This window comes from Microbacterium caowuchunii (assembly GCF_008727755.1).
GTDB lineage: Bacteria > Actinomycetota > Actinomycetes > Actinomycetales > Microbacteriaceae > Microbacterium > Microbacterium caowuchunii.
The window spans coordinates 857,703-875,083 of sequence record NZ_CP044231.1 but is presented as its reverse complement, the minus strand read 5'-3'; the positions used below and the strand labels follow the sequence as shown (position 1 = coordinate 875,083).

Genomic DNA, 17,381 nt, shown 5'->3' with positions numbered 1-17,381 from the left:
GGACCGGGCAGACGTCCGCCGACGACGGATCAGGGCCGCCGGCCGAACGCGATCCTCAGTCGCGGCAGCTCGTCCCGGGGAAGGACCGCGGTCAGGAGGCTGCCGTTGGCGAGTTCCGCCCCGAGGGCGTAGACGAAGGGATCCGTGTCGATCTCCACCCCGTCCTCCTCCCGCCCGTCCACGAGGACCGGGACGTGCCGCCGGACGGCCCGCGCGGAGACCGCGTAGGGGGCGGGCGGGTCGCCGCGCCCTACGTCCAGGGCGGCGTCGGAGAGGTAGCCGATCAGCGCCTCCCCGACGTGCGCGAGGAGGACCGGGACGAGGCCGTTCCGCTCGGACCGGTTCAGGTGCCACGTGGTCCGCACCCCGTCGAGCAGGACCGCATCCGGATGCTCCGCTATGTCGTCGCTCCCCGGGTCGGGGTCATCGCCCCGGAGGACGTAGCTCAGACTCGCGGACATCCGCAGGAGACCGTCCGCGTCGTCGCCGACGATGAGTTCCGCCCCGATCTCGTCGAGCGCGGGCTGCGGGGTGAGCCGCAGGACCGGGACGGGAAGGGACCGCATCCTTTCCTCCGGCGACAGGCGGGGGTCCTGAGGGTGGTCTCCGCCCGGCTGCATGTGCCGATTGTGAACCCGCACCCCTCCGCTGGCAACACTCTTGCGGGCCGGATGCCTCACGGCACCGGGGTCGCCGTGACGACCACGTTCTCCTCGTAACGGCCGACCGACGGGTCGTACTCCCCGCCGCAGGTGATCAGCACGAGCGCGGGGTCCCCGGTCCGGGAGAAGAGTTCCGCGACCGGGAGCTCCGTCTTGCGATGGTAGACGACGTCCGTCACCGAGTACGCGTGCGTGGCTCCGGCCCCATCCGTCACCTGCACGACGTCTCCCGCGGCGAGGTCGCGGAGTCTGCTGAACGGACCGATCGGGTAGTCGGGGGCGTCGACGTGGGCCGAGATGACGGTGTTGCCCTCCGGGCTCGAGGGACCGGATCCGTACCGGTACCAGCCGGCGACGGCGGGATCCACCGGGAGTTCCATGAATCCCCCGGTGTCGACCGCCACCGGCACCACCGGCACCTCCACCCCGGCCGACGGCACCGTCACGCGCACCGGGGGCACCACGGCCTGTGCCGGCGCGGCGGTCGCGGGCGCGACCGGGACGTCCCGCACCGGGGTCGGCGCCGGGGTCGCGGAGGGTGAGGGCGGCGCCGTCGGTTCCGCGGTGGGGGCGGCCGCACCGCCCGCGCAGGCGGTGAGCGCAAGGGCGATCGCGACGGCCCCGAAGGCCGCCGCGATCGCCCGTCCAGCGGATGTGCTCATCAGCGATTCGCGCGTGCCCGCACCAGCAGCGTGCCGGAGACGGCGGCACCGGCTGCGAGGACGAATCCACCCAGCATCAGCATCTGCATCATCGCGTCACGCTCGGCCAGCTGACCGCCCGTCCCCGAGGGGACACCGTCGGGGAGCGAGTGCAGTCCGTCGATGGTCTGCACGGCGAGGGCGAGGTTGTCGTCCTCCAGGCTGCCCCAGGCGTACACGATCGTCAGCGCGCCCTCGTTGACGGCGACGTCCGCCGGTCCGATGACCGGGTCGGTGGTTCCTGCGGCGGCGACGGATGCGGAGATCGTCCCGGCCGGCAGGTTGAGGGTGGCCTCCCCGGGGTTGGCCAGTCCCTCGATGACCGGCGTGCCGCCGGCGAGGACGTCGACGGCAGGAGCTGCCGCGGTGTGCCGGACCGTGAGGCGTCCCTCGCCCACGGCGGTCTGAGCCGTGTCGTTGACGTACGGCGTCAGGGTCGGGTCGCCGTCTGCGGTGAGGTGCGCGACCGCGGTGTAGTTGACACCGGACTCCAGCGTCACGGTGGCCGGGCCGAGGATCGGCGCGCTGGCGTCCGCGGCATCCGGCGCCGTCAGCGCGACCTCGTAGTCGCCCGCGGGCAGGTCCAGCGGACCGGCCAGGTCGCCGGGCTGGAAGTCGTCGAGGGTGAGTTCCCCGTTGACGTACACGTCCACGGGGGTGTCCGGGATGCCGTGCAGCACCGAGAGCTGCGCGGTACCGGCCGTGGCAGCGGATGCCGGCAGGGCGAGGCCGAGAGCGGCGAGCGCTCCGACGACCACACCGAGAGAAAGGGTCTTGCGCACTGTGTCCTCCTAGCTCGGGGGCGGTCGATCACCGCCCGTCAGAAGCCATTCGGAGAGCTCGCGAAATTGGATTCAATTGGATCGACTTTTTTCTCCGATCCTTCCGCCCGGGCCCCGCGTGCGCCTCCGCACCCCGCCGCCGTGGGGGCACCCGGCCCTACCCGCGGGAGGGGCGAGGCGACATACTCGGGTCATGTCCCCGCCGGTCGTCGCACCGCTCCGTCCTCCGCGAGCCCTCGCGGTCTTCTGGATCATCGCCGCGACGGCCGGATGGGTCGTGTCGTTCCTGCTGTACCAGGAGTACATCGGGCAACTCACCGGCGCCGCTCCCCTGTTCTCGTGCGAGATCAGCGTGCTGGTCACCTGCGGCCCGAACCTGCTGTCGCCGGGCGGCAATCTGCTCGGGTTCAGCAACTCCCTGATCGGCATGACGCTGTTCCTCGGGCCGGTGTACGCCGGAGTCAGCGCGCTGGCCGCATCGGAGGGACTGCGCCGGTGGTACTGGCGCGTCTACACGGTGTTCCTGCTCGGCGGGTTCCTGCTGGTGCACTACTTCGCGTACCGCAGCGTCTTCGAGTACAACTCCCTGTGCCCGTGGTGCATGGTGGTGTGGCTGGTGACCATCCCGCTGTTCTGGTTCACCCTGGGGTGGGCGCTGCGGGACGGCGTATGGGGACCGCTCCCCCGGTTCGGCGATGCCCTCCTCACCTGGGCACCGCTGGTCACCGTGCTGGACTACATCCTCATCGCCGTCGTCGCGCAGATCCGGCTGGATGTGCTCGGCAGCTTCTGACCCGATGAGGAGTCCGCTGATCGCACGTGAGTGTCGTGGTGCCGGCTACAGGACTTGAACCTGCAACCCCCTAATTACAAGTTAGGTGCGCTACCAATTGCGCCAAGCCGGCGGGCGCGAACAGTCTACCGGCGCCGAGGGGGCGCGACCGATCAGGGACGGGGCGTCGGCGACGGCGTGCTGTAGTACGCGTCGCTCGCCGTGGTCAGCACGAACTGCGCGAACTCCTTGGGGTCATCGAGCGCCCCACGGTACTGCTCGCCGTTCACGAGGATCATCGGCGTGCCGGTGAGGGTGAGGTCGTCGGTGCCGGGGATGCCGTGGACGGCCTCGTCCGTGGCGGACTTGGCCCACGCCATGTACTCGCCGTTCTCGATGCACGCGCGCACGACCTTGGGCTCGCTCACGCCGGCGGTCTGCGCCAGGGTCGCGAGTTCGTCGTCGGACAGGCCGTCCGAGTTGGCGTCGGGCTGCTGCTCGAGCAGCGCGTGGTTGAAGGCGAAGACCTTCTCCGGGGAGTGCGTGGCCACGCACGCGGCGGCGCCCGCCGCGCGGAGGGAGTACTTCGTGCCGTTCGACTTCGCGGTGAGCATGGCCACCGGGTGATACGAGAGCGTCGCCGCCCCCTGCGTCACCCAGCTGGACAGCTGCGGGGCGTTGGCCATCTCGAACTGCCGGGCCCCCGGCGCGAGGTAGTCGACGTACACGCGGATGTCGGCGGTGGAGGAGCTCGACGGAGTGGGAGTGGGGTCGGCTTCGGTGCCGGTGGATTCCTCGGCCGGCGCTGTCGGGGTCGTGTCCGGGATGGCAGCGGATCCGAGCGCCACACCGGAGACCGAGGTGATCGCGAAGCCGCCGTCGTTCGCCCCGCGGGGCGCCAGCTGAGGCTGGCCCGTCGCCGAGGAGAAAGCCATCGCAACGCCGACGACGACCGCGCCCACGACGATCACGGCGCCGCTGAGCAGCAGGGCGAGCCGGATGCGGCCGGCGCGCGCGTGGCGCGCCTGGACTTGCTGGGCCTTCTCGCGGACAGCCTCGCGGCGGTCGACAGGCGCCGGAACGTTCGAACGATCGTCGCTGGACATGGGACCTCTGATCACGCACAAAACCGGTGGAACCGGCGCAGCCGCACGGGTGAACGGCTCCGTCGATCGTAATCAGCGTCCCTGGGAAATGCCCAGACGCGCGTGCCATACTGGTCCCGCGTCCCTTCGGGCGTGCGGGCAAGCCCCCGCTATTCCATCACTACGGATCGTCCGGCACGTACCTGCCGGTGAAGGAGAAAACCATGGCGTCCGTCACGTTCGACAACGCAACCCGCGTCTACCCGGGCGGCACCCGCCCCGCGGTCGACAAACTCAACCTCGAAGTGGGCGACGGCGAGTTCCTCGTCCTGGTCGGCCCCTCCGGCTGCGGAAAGTCCACCTCCCTGCGCATGCTCGCGGGTCTCGAGGAGGTCAACGCCGGGCGCATCCTGATCGGTGACCGCGACGTGACCGACGTGCCCCCGAAGGACCGCGACATCGCGATGGTCTTCCAGAACTACGCGCTCTACCCGCACATGACCGTCGCCGAGAACATGGGCTTCGCGCTCAAGATCGCCGGCGTCGGCAAAGAAGAACGCGCCACCCGCGTCCTCGAAGCCGCCAAGCTCCTCGATCTCGAGCAGTACCTGACCCGCAAGCCCAAGGCCCTCTCCGGTGGTCAGCGTCAGCGCGTCGCGATGGGCCGCGCCATCGTCCGCCAGCCCCAGGTGTTCCTCATGGACGAACCCCTGTCGAACCTCGACGCGAAGCTGCGCGTGCAGACCCGCACCCAGATCGCGTCCCTGCAGCGGCGCCTCGGCGTCACCACCGTCTACGTCACCCACGACCAGACCGAAGCCCTCACCATGGGCGACCGCATCGCCGTCCTCAAGGACGGCCTCCTCCAGCAGGTCGGCACCCCCCGCGACCTCTACGAACGCCCCAAGAACGTCTTCGTCGCCGGCTTCATCGGCTCCCCCGCCATGAACCTGTTCCCGGTCGACCTGGCCGAGGGCGGCATCCGCTTCGGCGACCTGGTCGTCCCGGTGGAGGCTGACACGCTGGGCAAGGCGCACGGCTCCGAGGTCACCGTGGGCGTCCGCCCCGAGGACATCCAGGTCGGCGGGGTGGACGGCAAGGGCCTCCCGGTCGTCGTGGACCTCGTCGAGGAGCTCGGCGCCGACGGCTACCTGTACGGCCACACCGAGATCAACGGCAAGCGCACCGACATCGTCGCGCGCGTCGACGGACGCAACCACCCGAACGCGGGCGAGAAGGTCACCCTCTCCCCCGTTCCCGGGCACGTCCACGTGTTCGACGTGGAGACGGGCGACCGTCTCACCGACAAGGCGATCGCATCCGTCTGATCGAAAGCTCGAACGCGGCGCGGCGGATCCTCGGATCCGCCGCGCCGCGTCGCGTTCCCGGAGGAACATGTCCGAATCACTGAGAATCACGGCGAGTTCCGTGGACCCGGCCCTCCTCGCCCTGCCGTGGTCGACGCCGCTCGCCGACTGGCCGAGCTCGGACATCGTCTACCTGCCCAAGGGCATCTCACGTCACCTCGTCCGCTTCTCGACGTTGTCCGGCCGCGTGGTCGCGGTCAAGGAGACGACGACGGAGATGGCCCGCCGCGAGTACGACATGCTCGGCAACCTGGCCCGCCTCGATGTGCCGTGCGTGGAGCGGATCGCCGCCATCGGCGGGCGCACGGACGCGAACGGCAAACCGCTGCCCGCCGTGCTCGTGACGGCGCATCTCAAGTTCTCCCTGCCCTACCGCGCCCTGTTCACCCAGGTGCTGCGCCCCGACACGGCCGCGCGCCTCGTCGACGCCCTCGCTGTCCTCCTCGTGCGCCTCCACAACGTCGGGTTCTTCTGGGGCGACGTCTCCCTCTCGAACACCCTCTTCCGCCGGGATGCGGGCGCTTTCGCCGCCTACCTCGTCGATGCCGAGACGGGGGAACTGCACGATGCCGGTCTCACCCGTGGCCAGCGCGAGCACGACCTCGACATCGCCCGTACCAACATCGCCGGCGAGATCATGGACCTCGAGGCGGGTGGACGGCTGGAAGGCGGCGTCGACGCGGTCGAGATCGCCGACGGCATCGTCTCGTCCTACTATTCGCTGTGGAGCGCCCTCACCGACCGGGAGACGTTCTCCGTCGACGAGTCCTGGCGCATCACCGAGCGCGTGCAGCGGCTGAACGCGCTCGGCTTCGACATCGGCGAGATGTCCATGCAGACCACACCGGACGGCACCACGGTGTCGATCCAGCCCAAGGTCGTCGACGCCGGACACCATCAGCGACGCCTCCTGCGCCTGACCGGCCTCGACGTCGAGGAGAACCAGGCCCGCCGACTGCTGAACGATCTGGACGAGTTCCGCGCGCGGGTCTCCCGTCCCGGCGCGGACGAGGAGATGGTCGCGCACGAGTGGCTGACCCGCGTGTTCGAACCGGTCGTGAAGGCGATCCCGTTCGACCTGCGCGCGAAGCTCGAGCCCGCCGAGGTGTTCCACCAGGTGCTCGAGCACCGCTGGTACATGTCACAGGCCCGTGGCCGCGCCGTGCCCCTCGCCGAGGTGCTCACCAGCTACATCGACGATGTCCTCCGCCACCGTCGCGACGAGGCCACCGTGATGGGACCGCCCACCGAGACCATGTCGATCCCGGTCCTGCGCTCCCCCTCCGAGACGGACGAGGCCGCTGAAGACGTCGACTGGCGCGACCTCGTCTGAGGCCGCGCCAGTCGGTGGATCCGTCAGTAACCGACGGTGAAGCGCTCGCGGTGGTGCCGCGGGTTCTCGATCTCGTCGAGCACGGCGACGGCGAGGTCGGCACCCGAGATGTAGGACTCCCCGTCCGCGTCCGTCACCAGGACGTCTCCGCCGTCCCGGTAGGTTCCGGTGCGCTCACCGGGGTTCCACACGCCGAACCCGCCGGCGGGGTGCACGTAGAACCAGTCCCGCCCCGACTCGTCGGCCTGCAGGTCCTCCAGGATGTCGATGGCCTCCTGCGCCTCGGGCTTGTACTCCTCCGTGAACCCGGGGGTGTCGATCAGGCGCGGCCCGCCCTCCGCGATCAGACTGCCGCCCGCCCCGCCGATGACGCCGAGCCGCACGTCCTCGGGAAGGACGGAGTTCAGCTGGGCCATGGCGGGCCGGACGAGGCCGAGCATGTCGCCGCGCGCGGGGACGGTCCCGACGACGACGTCCACGCCCTGCAGTTCGTTCACCAGGGTCGGAACGTCGAGCAGCGTCGCCTCCATGTACGTGGCGTGCTCCACTCGTTCCGAGGGAGCCGTGCGGGCCACGGAGAGCACGGTGTGCCCCCTGCGGACGGCCTCGGCCACGATGTGGCTCCCGGCGTAGCCGGTGCCTCCGATGACGGCGATACGGGTCATTCTGTACTCCTTCGTTGGATCAGATGATGGTGCGGAATCACTCCGGCGGCGCGGAACGCAGCGTCGACACCTGGTAGAGGGCGACGGATGCGGCGATGCCGGCGTTGAGGGACTCGGTCGCGGCCGAGATCGGGATCGAGACGATCTGGTCGCACGTCTCGGTGACCAGGCGCGAGAGCCCCTTGCCTTCGGAACCGACCACGATGAGCACGGGCCGGTCGGCCAGCTCCAGCGCGGGCAGGGACACGTCGCCCCCGCCATCGAGTCCGAGGACGAAGACGCCCTGCTTCTTGTACTCCTTGAGCGTCGCGGTCAGGTTCGCGGCGAGCGCGACCGGGATGCGGGCCGCCGCCCCGGCGCTCGTCTTCCAGGCCGCCGAGTTCACCCCCGCGCTGCGACGCTGCGGGATGATGATTCCCTGGCCGCCGAACGCCGCGGTGGAGCGGATGATCGCACCGAGGTTGCGGGGGTCGGTGACCCCGTCCAGCGCCACGAACAGCGGCGTCTCCCCCCGGTCGATGACCTGCTCGAGGAGGTCCTGCGGGTGCGCGTACTCGTACGGCGGCACCTTGAGCGCCACGCCCTGGTGCACGCCGTCGAAACCGGCCATCCGGTCGAGTTCGGGGCGGGTCACCTCCAGGACGGGGATGCCGCGGTGCGTCGCGATCGAGAGCATCTCCTTGACGCGGTCGTCCATCTCCACGCGCTGGGCGATGTAGAAGGCGGTCGCCGGGATCTTCGTGCGCAGCGCCTCGAGCACCGAGTTGCGGCCGGTGACCGTCTCGGTGTCGTCGTCCTGCTTCCCGCGCCCGCCGCGCTGACCGCCGCCCTGCGGGCGCTGGCCCGGCTTGCCGGTTCCGCCCGCCGCCGCGAAGCGCTCCTGCGCGGCCTTCCGCTTGCCGGCGACGTGCCAGCCGCGGTCCTCGGCCTTGGGGGTCGGTCCCCGGCCTTCGAGCGCCTTGCGGCTGTGTCCGCCGGTGCCCTTCAGAGGGCCCTTCTTCTTTCCCCGGTTCGCGCCGGGACGGGGTGGCTTAGCCATGCTGAATGCTCCAATGGGTTCCGTGGGGAGTGTCTTCGAGGGTGATGCCGGCCGCCGCGATCGCGTCGCGGATGCGGTCGGCCGCCGCCCAGTCCTTCGCCGCGCGCGCGTCGGCGCGTTGGGTGATCATCGTCTGCACGAGTACGTCGAGCGCGGCGGTCTCGTCGCCGCCCGCCCGCGTCCACTCGGGGTCGAGGGGGTCGAGCCCGAGGTGGTGCAGCATCTCGCCGACCTCCTGGGCCAGCGCCGCGGCCGTGCCGGCGTCGCCTGCGTCGAGCGCGGTGTTGCCGTCGCGGACCGCACCGTGCACCACCGCGAGCGCCTCGGGCACGTTCAGGTCGTCGTCCATGGCCGCCGCGAACCGCTCCCGGTGATCGCCGGCAGCGGTCACCCCCGCATCCGGGGCCGCGGACCGACGCGCGCGTTCCAGGAAACCGCGGATGCGTTCGAGGGCCGCTTCGGCCTCCTCGAAGGCGCGGTCCGAGACGTCGAGACTCGAGCGGTAGTGGGCGGAGCCCAGCGCGTAGCGCACCACGAGGGGTGACCGGACGGCGAGGGCATCGGCGGCCAGCACGAAATTCCCGAGCGACTTCGACATCTTCTGCCCGTCCACGGTCACGAGGCCGTTGTGCACCCAGTAGCGGGCGAAGGCGTCCCCCGCCGCGGTGGACTGCGCCAACTCGTTCTCGTGGTGCGGGAACCGCAGGTCGAGGCCGCCGCCGTGGATGTCGAACTCCGGTCCGAGGTACCGTCGCGACATCGCGGAGCACTCGATGTGCCACCCGGGCCGGCCCGCACCCCAGGGGGCGGACCACACGGCGTCCGCGGGTTCACCGGGCTTGGCGCCCTTCCAGAGGGCGAAGTCGTGGGCGTCGCGCTTGCCGCGCGGATCGGCATCCGCTGCGGCCTCCATCGCGTCGATGCTCTGATGCGTCAGCGTGCCGTAGTCGGGCCAGGAGCGCACGTCGAAGTACACGTCGCCGGAGCCGTCCGGTGCGGGATAGGCGTGGCCGCGGTCGATGAGGGCCTGGATGAGCTCGACCATCTGCGGGATGGATGCCGTGGCGCGCGGCTCGTACGTCGGCGATGCGATGCCGATCGCCGCGTAGGCGCGCGAGAACTCGAGCTCCATGCGGTACGCCAGTGCCCACCACGGCTCCTGCTCGGTCGCGTTCGCCAGCACCTTGTCGTCGATGTCGGTCACGTTGCGCACGAACGTCACGCGCCCGTAGCGGTGCGCGAGCCAGCGGCGCAGGATGTCGAAGCTCAGCGCCGCCCGGAGGTGTCCGATGTGCGGACCGGACTGCACCGTCGGACCGCACACGTAGACGGTGACGTTCTCCGGGTCGAGGGGCGTGAAGTCGCGGAGCGCTTGCGCCTGGGAGTCATAGAGCCGGACCGTCACTGTGCCAGCCTACCCGCGAGGCCCGTCACACACCTGTCACACCGACCCGGTACAAAAGAGGCATGCTCCCCGCCCTCGCCGTCGTGGCCGCGGCCGTCCTCTTCGGCACGACCGGTACGGCGCAGGCCCTCGGCCCTGACGGCACCACTCCGCTGGGTGTCGGTGCCATGCGGCTCGTGGTGGGCGGGGTCGCCCTCGCGGCGCTCGGTTTCGGGGTGGCCGCCCGCCGGCGCCGGCACACGCTCACGCCGCCCTCTCCGCCTCTCACCCGTCGCGCGTTCGCCCTGATGGCGCTCACCGGCGTCTGCCTCGCCGCCTACCAGCCGCTGTTCTTCCTCGGCACCGAACGTAGCGGCGTCGCGGTGGGGACGGTCATCGCCCTCGGCTCCGCGCCGGTCCTGGCCGGGGTGCTCGAGTGGGCGCTCACCCGCCGCATCCCCCGCCGCTCCTGGATGGCGGCGACCGCGTGCGCACTCGTCGGCGTCGTGCTGCTCGCATCGGCGGGTACCGGAGGCGGCGAGGCGGATCCGGTCGGCATCCTGGGCGCGCTCGGCGCGGGCGCGGCGTTCGCGGTCTTCGCGAACGCCCAGCGCCGGCTCATGGACGACGACTGGGACCCGTTCACCGTCGCCGGGGCGATGGGGCTCGGGTCGGCGATCGCCGCGCTGCCGATGCTGCCGTTCGCCCCGCTGGGATGGCTCGCCGATCCCGCCGGGGCGGTCATGGCCCTGTGGCTGGGAATCGCGACGATCGCGCTGGCCTACGCCCTGTTCACCTGGGGGCTGCAAGGTCTCACGGCCTCCACGGCGGCGACGCTGACGCTCGCCGAACCGGTCACGGCCGCGCTCCTGGGCATCCTCGTCCTCGGCGAGCGACTCGGTCCGCCGGCGGTCGTCGGCCTCGTCGTGCTGTCGGCGGGTCTGGTGCTGCTCGCCCTCGGCTCCCGCTCGCGGGCCGCAGCGCGCCCGTTCGCGGTGGAGGGCTGATGCCGATCGTCATCCGCGCCGACGACCCGTCGGTCTCCCCCGCCCGCGAGCTGATCCTGGCTCATCTCACCGAGATGGCGGGTTTCTCACCCCCGGAGAGCGTGCACGCGCTGGGTATCCAGGCCCTGTCCGATCCCGCCGTGCGGTTCTGGTCCGCGTTCGTCGACGGCGAGCTCGCAGGGATCGGCGCCCTGAAATCCCTGGACGAGGAGCGTGGCGAGATCAAGTCCATGCGGGTCGCGGATGCGTTCCGGGGATCCGGCATCGGCCGGCGGATGCTGCGGCACATCGTGTCCGAGGCGTCCGAGCGAGGGCTCACGAGCCTCTGGCTGGAGACCGGGAGCACCGCCGAGTTCCGCCCCGCGCAGCGTCTGTACCTCAGTGAGGGCTTCGTGCCGTGCGAACCGTTCGGTGACTACACGGTCGACCCGTTCTCGCTCTTCTTCACCCGGACGCTCTGACCCGCCGGTCCGGGCATGCGGCCCGCGCGGCGTCGGTCCGGTCAGCCCGCAGCGGGGAGGAGGAGAGCGACAGCGAACGCCGACACGCCTTCGGTGCGCCCGGTGAATCCGAGCCCGTCCGTGGTCGTGGCCGACACGGACACCGGCGCTCCGCCCAGCGCCTGCGAGAGGGCTGCCTCGGCTTCGGCCCGTCGGGCCGAGAACCGCGGGCGCGCGGCCTGCACCTGCACCGAGACGTTCCCGATGCGCCATCCGGCTTCTCCGACCAGGGCATGGGTGCGCGCGAGGAACGCGTCCGCGTGCGCGTCGGCGTACTCCGGCCGGTCCGTGCCGAAATGGGTGCCGATGTCGCCGAGTCCGGCGGCCGAGAGCAGGGCGTCGACGATGGCGTGCGCCACCGCATCGCCGTCGGAGTGACCGGAGAGCGCGGGCTCACCCGGCCAGTGCAGCCCGGCGAGCCAGAGGTCACCCTCGCCCGAGAATGCGTGCACGTCCGTCCCTACGCCGACGCGAGGCACAGGGAGCCGGCGTTCGATGGAGACCGGACGATGCGGCGTGGGCGCGATCAGGGAACGTGCCCGGTCGAGGTCCGCCGGTGTCGTGATCTTGAACGCCATCGGGTCCCCCGCCACAGCGGCGACCCGGTGACCGGCCGCCGCCACGAGTGCGGCGTCGTCCGTGAACTCCGTGTCGGCCTCCGCATACGCCGTGACGAGCACGTCGCGACGGAAGCCCTGCGGCGTCTGTGCAGCGCCGAGCTCGGTGCGGTCGACCATGCCGAGGACCTCTCCCTCGCCCACGCGCTTGATCGTGTCGATGACCGGGAGGACGGGGATGGCACCCCAGCCCGTCTCGTCGACCGCGGCCAGCACCCTGCGGTAGACGTCCGGCGGCGTCAGAGCGCGCGCGGCATCGTGGACGAGCACGACCTCGACGTCGGCCCACATGGCCCGTAGTCCCGCGACGACCGACTCCTGCCGGGTCGCGCCGCCGGCGACGACGGACACGACGTCCCGTCGGTCGCCCGCCGCGGCGTAGGCATCCGTGAGGGCCTCGCCCTCGCGCCCCGCGGGCGCGACGACGATGACCTGCGCGTCGTCCAGAGCGGCGAAGACGCCGTCCAGCGCGTGGCGCAGGATCGTGTGCTCGTCGAGACCGACGAGCGCCTTGGGCACGGCGTGGCCGAGACGCGTCCCCGAACCGCCGGCGACGACGATCACGGCGACGCGCGGGACCGGCGCGATCATGTCGATGTCAGCGGGTCAGCTGGCCAGGACCTCTTCGAGGAGGGTGCTTGCCTTCTCCTCGTCGGTCTTCTCGGCGAGCGCGAGCTCGGAGACGAGGATCTGCTTCGCCTTCGCGAGCATCCGCTTCTCTCCGGCGGACAGGCCGCGGTCCTGATCGCGACGCCACAGATCGCGCACGACCTCGCTCACCTTGATCACATCGCCCGAGGCGAGCTTCTCGAGGTTCGCCTTGTACCGGCGGGACCAGTTCGTGGGCTCCTCGGTGAACGGGGCACGCAGCACCTCGAACACGCGCTCGAGACCGTCCTTGCCGATCACGTCGCGCACGCCGACCAGGTCGACGTTGTCCGCAGGGACCTCGATCACCAGATCGCCTTGAGTGACGTTGAGCTTCAGGTACTTCTTGGTCTCGCCCTTGATGACGCGTTCCTTGACCTCGATGATCGTCGCGGCCCCGTGATGGGGGTAGACGACCGTTTCGCCAACCTCAAAAAGCATGGAGTTATGTCCTTTCGGCAAGGACCAGGATACCACAGGGCAGGATGCGCTAAGGTATGCGCCCTCACAGGGTCCATTCTCCCACGCGCCGGCGACACCCCGGATCGGGTGGGCGCGCCGGAGGGACAACACGGGTCTCCTGGACCCCATAGAATGCTGGGGAAGCCGTCTGCACTCTGGGAGGAACCGTGAAAACGCGCCTGATCACGTCTATCGCCGTGGGCGCCGCCGTCGTCCTGGGAACGAGCGGATGCGCCATGATCTCCCCGCAGAGCACCACGCTGCAGTACTCGCCGTCCGACGGCATGAACGTGCCCGACTCCAGCGGCCCGCTCGATGTGCGCAACGTCCTGATCGTCGCCAACGAGGACGGCAGCGAGGGCAACCTCGTCGCCGCGATCGTCAACCCGACCGACAAGGCCGAGGTGCTCAACATCGAGGTGGGCGAGGGCGCCGACGCCATCCCGCTCACCGTCCGCGTACCTGCCGGGACCACGAAGAGCCTCGGCGACGGCGAGACCGAACCGCTGCTCATCGAGGACCTCGACACGATGCCGGGCGCCACGATCTCGATGTACTTCCAGTCCGGTGACGGTGAGGGCGTCCGCACCTACATCCCCGTCCTGGACGGCACCCTGGAATACCTCGCGCCGCTCGTCCCGTAACGACTCGGCGTATACGAGGAAGGGGCACCCCGGCGGGGTGCCCCTTCCTCGTATACCGGCTGATGCGGCCGGTCAGGGTTCGAAACGGTAGCCGAGGCCACGCACGGTGACGAGCATCACCGGCTCGCCGGGATTCGCCTCGATCCGGGACCGGATCCGCTTGATGTGCACGTCGAGGGTCTTCGTGTCCCCGACGTAGTCGCTCCCCCACACCCGATCGATCAGCTGGCCGCGGGTGAGGACCCGCCCGGCGTTGCGCATGAGCAGCTCGAGCAGCTCGAACTCCTTCAGCGGCATCCCGATCTCCACGCCGTCGACGGCGACGGTGTGCCGATCGATGTCGAGCACGACCCGTCCCGCTGTCAGGACCCGCTCGTCCAGGTCGGCGTCGTTCTGCGCGTACCGCCGGAGGACGGCACGCATCCGGGCGAGGAGCTCCCGTGACGAGTAGGGCTTCGTCACATAGTCGTCGGCGCCGAGCTCCAGGCCGACCACGATGTCCACCTCGCTGTCCTTCGCCGTCAGCATGATGATCGGGACGGACGACTCCGCGCGGATGTGCCGGGACACCTCACTGCCCGGCATCCCCGGCAGCATCAGGTCGAGCAGCACGATGTCCGCCCCGCGATCCCGGAAGGCGCTCAACGCGGAGGGACCGTCCTCGGCGACCTCTACCTCGAACCCCTCGCGGCGCAGCAGATAGGCCAGCGGATCGGCCAGATCCGGCTCGTCCTCGACGATCAGCACGCGAGTCATTCGGTGACACTCTCCCTCGGCTCCACGGGTGCGGGTGGTGGTGCAGCAGACGCGGGCGGGTATTCGACGGGCCCGCCCGACGGCACGGCCGGGGCCGGCGCGGTGGCGTCCGTCCGCGACCTCTTCTTGGCATTCTTGGCCCGGCGCTTGTCGCGCGGCTCCGTATGGATCGCACCGGTGTCCGCAGCGGCGAGCGGGAGCTGGATGGTGAACGTGGACCCCTGCCCCAGCCGGGACCAGAGCCGCACCTCCCCGCCGTGGCGCTGCACGGCATGCTTGACGATGGCGAGCCCGAGTCCGGTCCCGCCGGTGCGGCGCGAGCGCGCCTGATCCGAGCGGTAGAAGCGCTCGAAGACGCGCTGCTGATCCTCCTCCGAGATCCCGATCCCGCGGTCGGTGACCGCGATCTCCACCACCCCCGCCTCCTCCTTGACGCCGATACCCACCTGCGCACCAGGCGGCGAATAGGCCACGGCGTTCGAGACGAGGTTCCCGAGCGCCTCGGAGAGGATCTGCTGGTCGCCGCGGACGGTGAGACCCCGCGCCCCGCCGCGGACGAGGGCGACGCCGGCCGATTCCGCGGTCAGCGCGTACGCCTCCAGCGCGGACGTCACGACTGCGTCGACGGACACGTCCCGGACTTCGGCGAGCTCGTCGGCGGACTGCAGGCGGGAGAGGCTCATGACACGCGAGGTCAGGCTGCTCAGGCGCGCCGCCTCACCGTGCAGGCGCCGCGCGAAATCGCGCACCCGGTCCGGCTCGTCTGCTGCGGACTCGATGGCTTCGGAGAGCAGCATGATCGCACCCACCGGTGTCTTGAGTTCGTGCGACGTGTTCGACACGAAGTCGCGCCGCATCTGCTCGACCCGCTCGCGCTCGGTGATGTCCCGGATGACGATCAGGATGAGCGTGGGCGTGATCCGCGACCCCCGCGCAGCAACGAGCCTCGGTTCCGCCGGCGATCCTGCCCGCCGCATCGTCAGGCTGAGCGCCGCCCGCCCACCCGATCGGGCGCTACGGAAGAGATCCCGCAGGCGGTCGTCCGGGAGGGTCTCCCCGACGTGGATACCGAACGCCGCCGCGCTCTCGGAGACCGCTCTTACGTTTCCGGACGTGTCCACGACGAGCGCGGTCTCGTCCATCGCGGCGAGCATGTCGGATACCCCGTCCGGTACGGCGCGGGAACTGCGCGCCTCCACCCGGTCCCGGGCCCGCACCGCGGCGACGATGAGAAGGGTGACACCGCCTCCCGCGAGAAGGCCCATCGCCAGGGCGAGCAGCGCGAGCTGCGTCGAATTCATGGCTCCAGCGTAGAGGGACGACGAACACCGACAACGGCCAGTTGGCCCCTTCCCGCCGTCAGCACGGATAATATTCACTGCTCGGGCACCATCCGTTAACCTTCGGCGGCGACAATCGCCGGGATGCGGCTGTTCCGCCCATCGATCCCAGGAGGCATCTGTCCATGCGCGAGGTATTCCAGCAGTCTCTCGACGAAGTGCGCGTCCGTCTCGTCGAGATCTCCGAGCTCGTCGCCGAGGCGATGGAAAAGGCGACGCGCGCCTTCGGCACGAGCGATGTGGCGCTGGCCGAGGAGGTCATCGAGAACGACCCGGTGATCGACGACAAGACGATCGCCCTGGACGAGCTGGCCATCGACATCCTCGCCCGCCAGCAGCCGGTCGCGAGCGACCTGCGCACGGTCGTGTCGGCGCTGCGCATCAGCGCGTCCCTCGAGCGCATGGGCGACATCGCCGAGCACATCGCCCAGCTCACCCGCATGCGCTTCCCAGACCGGGCCATCCCCAAGGGCCTGAAGGGCACGTTCACCAAGATGGGACAGATCGACGTCGAGCTCGCACGCAAGCTCACCGAGCTGCTCAAAACCCGCGATCTGGAGCTGGCCGAGGAGATCCGCAACGCCGACGACAAGCTCGACGAGCTGCACGTGAGCGTCTTCGAGAAGGTGCTGAGCGAGTCCTGGCAGGGCGAAGCGTCCGCCACGGTCGACGCCACCCTCGCGAGCCGCTACCACGAGCGCTTCGGCGACCATGCCGTCTCGGTCGCCAAGAAGATCGTCTACCTCGCCACCGGAGACTGGGTCCCGGCGTCGGAGACCGAGTACGACTGATCCCGGTCATCGCGCGAACGAGGGCGGGACGGATGCCGACGCATCCGTCCCGCCCTCGTTCGTGGAGTTACTTGCCCTGGTTCGCGACCGCAGCGGCGCCGGCGGCGGCGGCCTCCGGGTCGAGGTACTCGCCCGGACCGAGCGGCACGAGATTCTCGTCGAGGCGGTAGACCAGCGGGATGCCGGTGGGGATGTTCAGGCCGGCGATCTCGTCGTCGCCGATGCCCTCGAGGTGCTTCACCAGTCCGCGCAGCGAGTTGCCGTGCGCGGCGACCAGCACCGTCTTGCCCGCGGTGAGGTCCGGGACGATCGCGTCGTTCCAGTACGGCAGGAGGCGGTCGATGACGAGCTTGAGCGACTCCGTGCGCGGCACCTCACCGTCGATCCCGGCGTAGCGCACGTCGCCGACCTGGCTGAACTCGGAGGCGTCGTCGAGCGGCGGCGGCGGCACGTCGAACGACCGGCGCCACAGCATGAACTGCTCCTGGCCGAACTCCGCCAGCGTCTCGGCTTTGTCCTTACCCTGCAGCGCACCGTAGTGGCGCTCGTTGAGTCGCCACGACCGGGTCACCGGGATCCAGAGACGGTCGGCCGCATCGAGGGCGATGTCCGCGGTCTGGATGGCGCGGCTGAGCAACGAGGTGTGCACCACGTCGGGCAGCAGGCCCGCCTCAGCGAGCAGCTCGCCGCCGCGCCGGGCTTCGGCCTTGCCCTGCTCGGTGAGTCGCACGTCGACCCAGCCGGTGAACAGGTTCAGCTCGTTCCACTGGCTCTGGCCGTGCCGGAGCAGAATCAGGGTGTGTGGGGAGGTCATGGGCCCATGATA

General features: G+C 70.5%; 19 protein-coding genes and 1 tRNA gene. 7 read left to right on the top strand and 13 right to left on the bottom strand.

Going from position 1 to position 17,381, the window contains the following annotated elements; genetic code table 11:
- Positions 1 to 29 precede the first annotated feature (29 nt).
- Genes F6J84_RS04125 through F6J84_RS04115 form a run of 3 tightly spaced genes read right to left on the bottom strand, consistent with a single transcriptional unit; the run spans position 30 to position 2,145 of the window.
- On the bottom strand, positions 30 to 620 hold the full coding sequence (locus F6J84_RS04125) for a hypothetical protein (RefSeq protein ID WP_150971620.1): 591 nt from the start codon (positions 618 to 620) through the stop codon (positions 30 to 32).
- A gap of 56 nt (positions 621 to 676) precedes the next feature.
- Positions 677 to 1,324 (bottom strand): class F sortase, encoded by a 648-nt coding sequence (locus tag F6J84_RS04120; protein ID WP_150971618.1) that lies wholly within the window; start codon positions 1,322 to 1,324, stop codon positions 677 to 679.
- The gene (locus F6J84_RS04115; protein WP_150971616.1) at positions 1,324 to 2,145 is read right to left on the bottom strand and encodes a DUF4397 domain-containing protein; all 822 of its coding nucleotides are present in this window, start codon (positions 2,143 to 2,145) and stop codon (positions 1,324 to 1,326) included. The genes F6J84_RS04120 and F6J84_RS04115 overlap by 1 nt, the downstream gene beginning before the upstream one ends.
- Before the next feature lie 193 nt (positions 2,146 to 2,338).
- Between F6J84_RS04115 and F6J84_RS04110 the strand changes: the two genes are divergently transcribed.
- Positions 2,339 to 2,938, top strand: coding sequence for a vitamin K epoxide reductase family protein (locus F6J84_RS04110; RefSeq protein ID WP_150971614.1), 600 nt, complete (start codon positions 2,339 to 2,341; stop codon positions 2,936 to 2,938).
- Between the two features lie 36 nt (positions 2,939 to 2,974).
- On the opposite strand, the gene F6J84_RS04105 is transcribed toward F6J84_RS04110, so the two are convergent.
- Positions 2,975 to 3,050 (bottom strand) — tRNA-Thr (locus tag F6J84_RS04105).
- A gap of 40 nt (positions 3,051 to 3,090) precedes the next feature.
- Positions 3,091 to 4,023: a DsbA family protein gene (locus tag F6J84_RS04100; protein WP_150971612.1), complete on the bottom strand. Its 933-nt coding sequence runs from the start codon at positions 4,021 to 4,023 to the stop codon at positions 3,091 to 3,093.
- Between the two features lie 203 nt (positions 4,024 to 4,226).
- On the opposite strand from F6J84_RS04100, the gene F6J84_RS04095 reads away from it, so the two are divergent.
- Together F6J84_RS04095 and F6J84_RS04090 are read left to right on the top strand one after the other, a co-directional pair.
- Complete coding sequence (locus F6J84_RS04095; protein ID WP_150894539.1) at positions 4,227 to 5,330, top strand: ABC transporter ATP-binding protein; 1,104 nt, start codon at positions 4,227 to 4,229, stop codon at positions 5,328 to 5,330.
- 67 nt (positions 5,331 to 5,397) lie between these two features.
- Positions 5,398 to 6,702, top strand: a complete 1,305-nt coding sequence (locus F6J84_RS04090; protein WP_150971610.1) for a DUF4032 domain-containing protein — start codon at positions 5,398 to 5,400, stop codon at positions 6,700 to 6,702.
- Between the two features lie 23 nt (positions 6,703 to 6,725).
- Here F6J84_RS04090 and F6J84_RS04085 read toward each other — a convergent pair whose 3' ends face one another.
- From F6J84_RS04085 to cysS, 3 genes are read right to left on the bottom strand one after another with little or no spacing between them, the layout of a single operon-like run.
- A complete protein-coding gene (locus F6J84_RS04085) occupies positions 6,726 to 7,367 on the bottom strand; it encodes an NAD(P)-dependent oxidoreductase (protein WP_150971608.1) in 642 nt (213 codons plus the stop codon).
- A gap of 37 nt (positions 7,368 to 7,404) precedes the next feature.
- Positions 7,405 to 8,406, bottom strand: a complete 1,002-nt coding sequence (gene rlmB, locus F6J84_RS04080; protein WP_150971606.1) for a 23S rRNA (guanosine(2251)-2'-O)-methyltransferase RlmB — start codon at positions 8,404 to 8,406, stop codon at positions 7,405 to 7,407.
- Positions 8,399 to 9,811 carry a cysteine--tRNA ligase gene (gene cysS / locus F6J84_RS04075; RefSeq protein WP_150971603.1) on the bottom strand — a complete coding sequence of 471 codons (1,413 nt, stop codon included), beginning with the start codon at positions 9,809 to 9,811 and terminating at the stop codon, positions 8,399 to 8,401. The genes rlmB and cysS overlap by 8 nt, the downstream gene beginning before the upstream one ends.
- Before the next feature lie 62 nt (positions 9,812 to 9,873).
- On the opposite strand from cysS, the gene F6J84_RS04070 reads away from it, so the two are divergent.
- Positions 9,874 to 10,797, top strand: a complete 924-nt coding sequence (locus F6J84_RS04070) for a DMT family transporter (RefSeq protein ID WP_150971601.1) — start codon at positions 9,874 to 9,876, stop codon at positions 10,795 to 10,797.
- Positions 10,797 to 11,258: a GNAT family N-acetyltransferase gene (locus F6J84_RS04065; RefSeq protein WP_150971599.1), complete on the top strand. Its 462-nt coding sequence runs from the start codon at positions 10,797 to 10,799 to the stop codon at positions 11,256 to 11,258. Before F6J84_RS04070 ends, F6J84_RS04065 begins: the two co-directional genes overlap by 1 nt.
- Before the next feature lie 41 nt (positions 11,259 to 11,299).
- Here F6J84_RS04065 and ispD read toward each other — a convergent pair whose 3' ends face one another.
- Positions 11,300 to 12,505 (bottom strand): 2-C-methyl-D-erythritol 4-phosphate cytidylyltransferase, encoded by a 1,206-nt coding sequence (ispD, locus tag F6J84_RS04060; RefSeq protein WP_150971597.1) that lies wholly within the window; start codon positions 12,503 to 12,505, stop codon positions 11,300 to 11,302.
- Between the two features lie 15 nt (positions 12,506 to 12,520).
- Positions 12,521 to 13,003 carry a CarD family transcriptional regulator gene (locus F6J84_RS04055; RefSeq protein WP_150894555.1) on the bottom strand — a complete coding sequence of 161 codons (483 nt, stop codon included), beginning with the start codon at positions 13,001 to 13,003 and terminating at the stop codon, positions 12,521 to 12,523.
- 188 nt (positions 13,004 to 13,191) lie between these two features.
- Between F6J84_RS04055 and F6J84_RS04050 the strand changes: the two genes are divergently transcribed.
- A complete protein-coding gene (locus F6J84_RS04050; RefSeq protein WP_150971594.1) occupies positions 13,192 to 13,668 on the top strand; it encodes a DNA modification methylase in 477 nt (158 codons plus the stop codon).
- A gap of 72 nt (positions 13,669 to 13,740) precedes the next feature.
- On the opposite strand, the gene F6J84_RS04045 is transcribed toward F6J84_RS04050, so the two are convergent.
- Both F6J84_RS04045 and F6J84_RS04040 read right to left on the bottom strand, forming a co-directional pair.
- Positions 13,741 to 14,424, bottom strand: a complete 684-nt coding sequence (locus F6J84_RS04045) for a response regulator transcription factor (RefSeq protein WP_150971592.1) — start codon at positions 14,422 to 14,424, stop codon at positions 13,741 to 13,743.
- Positions 14,421 to 15,725 (bottom strand): sensor histidine kinase, encoded by a 1,305-nt coding sequence (locus tag F6J84_RS04040; protein WP_150971590.1) that lies wholly within the window; start codon positions 15,723 to 15,725, stop codon positions 14,421 to 14,423. The genes F6J84_RS04045 and F6J84_RS04040 overlap by 4 nt, the downstream gene beginning before the upstream one ends.
- Before the next feature lie 164 nt (positions 15,726 to 15,889).
- On the opposite strand from F6J84_RS04040, the gene phoU reads away from it, so the two are divergent.
- On the top strand, positions 15,890 to 16,555 hold the full coding sequence (gene phoU, locus F6J84_RS04035) for a phosphate signaling complex protein PhoU (protein WP_150971588.1): 666 nt from the start codon (positions 15,890 to 15,892) through the stop codon (positions 16,553 to 16,555).
- Between the two features lie 67 nt (positions 16,556 to 16,622).
- On the opposite strand, the gene F6J84_RS04030 is transcribed toward phoU, so the two are convergent.
- Positions 16,623 to 17,369 (bottom strand): phosphoglyceromutase, encoded by a 747-nt coding sequence (locus F6J84_RS04030; protein ID WP_150971586.1) that lies wholly within the window; start codon positions 17,367 to 17,369, stop codon positions 16,623 to 16,625.
- Positions 17,370 to 17,381 lie beyond the last annotated feature (12 nt).

Bases quoted from the DNA above. Each gene is read 5' to 3' on its own strand.
- F6J84_RS04095 (WP_150894539.1), top strand. From the start codon at position 4,227: ATGGCGTCCGTCACGTTCGACAACGCAACCCGCGTCTACCCGGGCGGC.
- F6J84_RS04125 (WP_150971620.1), bottom strand. From the start codon at position 620: ATGCAGCCGGGCGGAGACCACCCTCAGGACCCCCGCCTGTCGCCGGAG.
- F6J84_RS04085 (WP_150971608.1), bottom strand. From the start codon at position 7,367: ATGACCCGTATCGCCGTCATCGGAGGCACCGGCTACGCCGGGAGCCAC.
- F6J84_RS04065 (WP_150971599.1), top strand. From the start codon at position 10,797: ATGCCGATCGTCATCCGCGCCGACGACCCGTCGGTCTCCCCCGCCCGC.
- phoU (WP_150971588.1), top strand. From the start codon at position 15,890: ATGCGCGAGGTATTCCAGCAGTCTCTCGACGAAGTGCGCGTCCGTCTC.
- F6J84_RS04110 (WP_150971614.1), top strand. From the start codon at position 2,339: ATGTCCCCGCCGGTCGTCGCACCGCTCCGTCCTCCGCGAGCCCTCGCG.
- F6J84_RS04100 (WP_150971612.1), bottom strand. From the start codon at position 4,023: ATGTCCAGCGACGATCGTTCGAACGTTCCGGCGCCTGTCGACCGCCGC.
- F6J84_RS04090 (WP_150971610.1), top strand. From the start codon at position 5,398: ATGTCCGAATCACTGAGAATCACGGCGAGTTCCGTGGACCCGGCCCTC.
- F6J84_RS04120 (WP_150971618.1), bottom strand. From the start codon at position 1,324: ATGAGCACATCCGCTGGACGGGCGATCGCGGCGGCCTTCGGGGCCGTC.
- rlmB (WP_150971606.1), bottom strand. From the start codon at position 8,406: ATGGCTAAGCCACCCCGTCCCGGCGCGAACCGGGGAAAGAAGAAGGGC.
- F6J84_RS04040 (WP_150971590.1), bottom strand. From the start codon at position 15,725: ATGAATTCGACGCAGCTCGCGCTGCTCGCCCTGGCGATGGGCCTTCTC.
- F6J84_RS04055 (WP_150894555.1), bottom strand. From the start codon at position 13,003: ATGCTTTTTGAGGTTGGCGAAACGGTCGTCTACCCCCATCACGGGGCC.
- ispD (WP_150971597.1), bottom strand. From the start codon at position 12,505: ATGATCGCGCCGGTCCCGCGCGTCGCCGTGATCGTCGTCGCCGGCGGT.
- F6J84_RS04070 (WP_150971601.1), top strand. From the start codon at position 9,874: ATGCTCCCCGCCCTCGCCGTCGTGGCCGCGGCCGTCCTCTTCGGCACG.
- F6J84_RS04045 (WP_150971592.1), bottom strand. From the start codon at position 14,424: ATGACTCGCGTGCTGATCGTCGAGGACGAGCCGGATCTGGCCGATCCG.
- F6J84_RS04030 (WP_150971586.1), bottom strand. From the start codon at position 17,369: ATGACCTCCCCACACACCCTGATTCTGCTCCGGCACGGCCAGAGCCAG.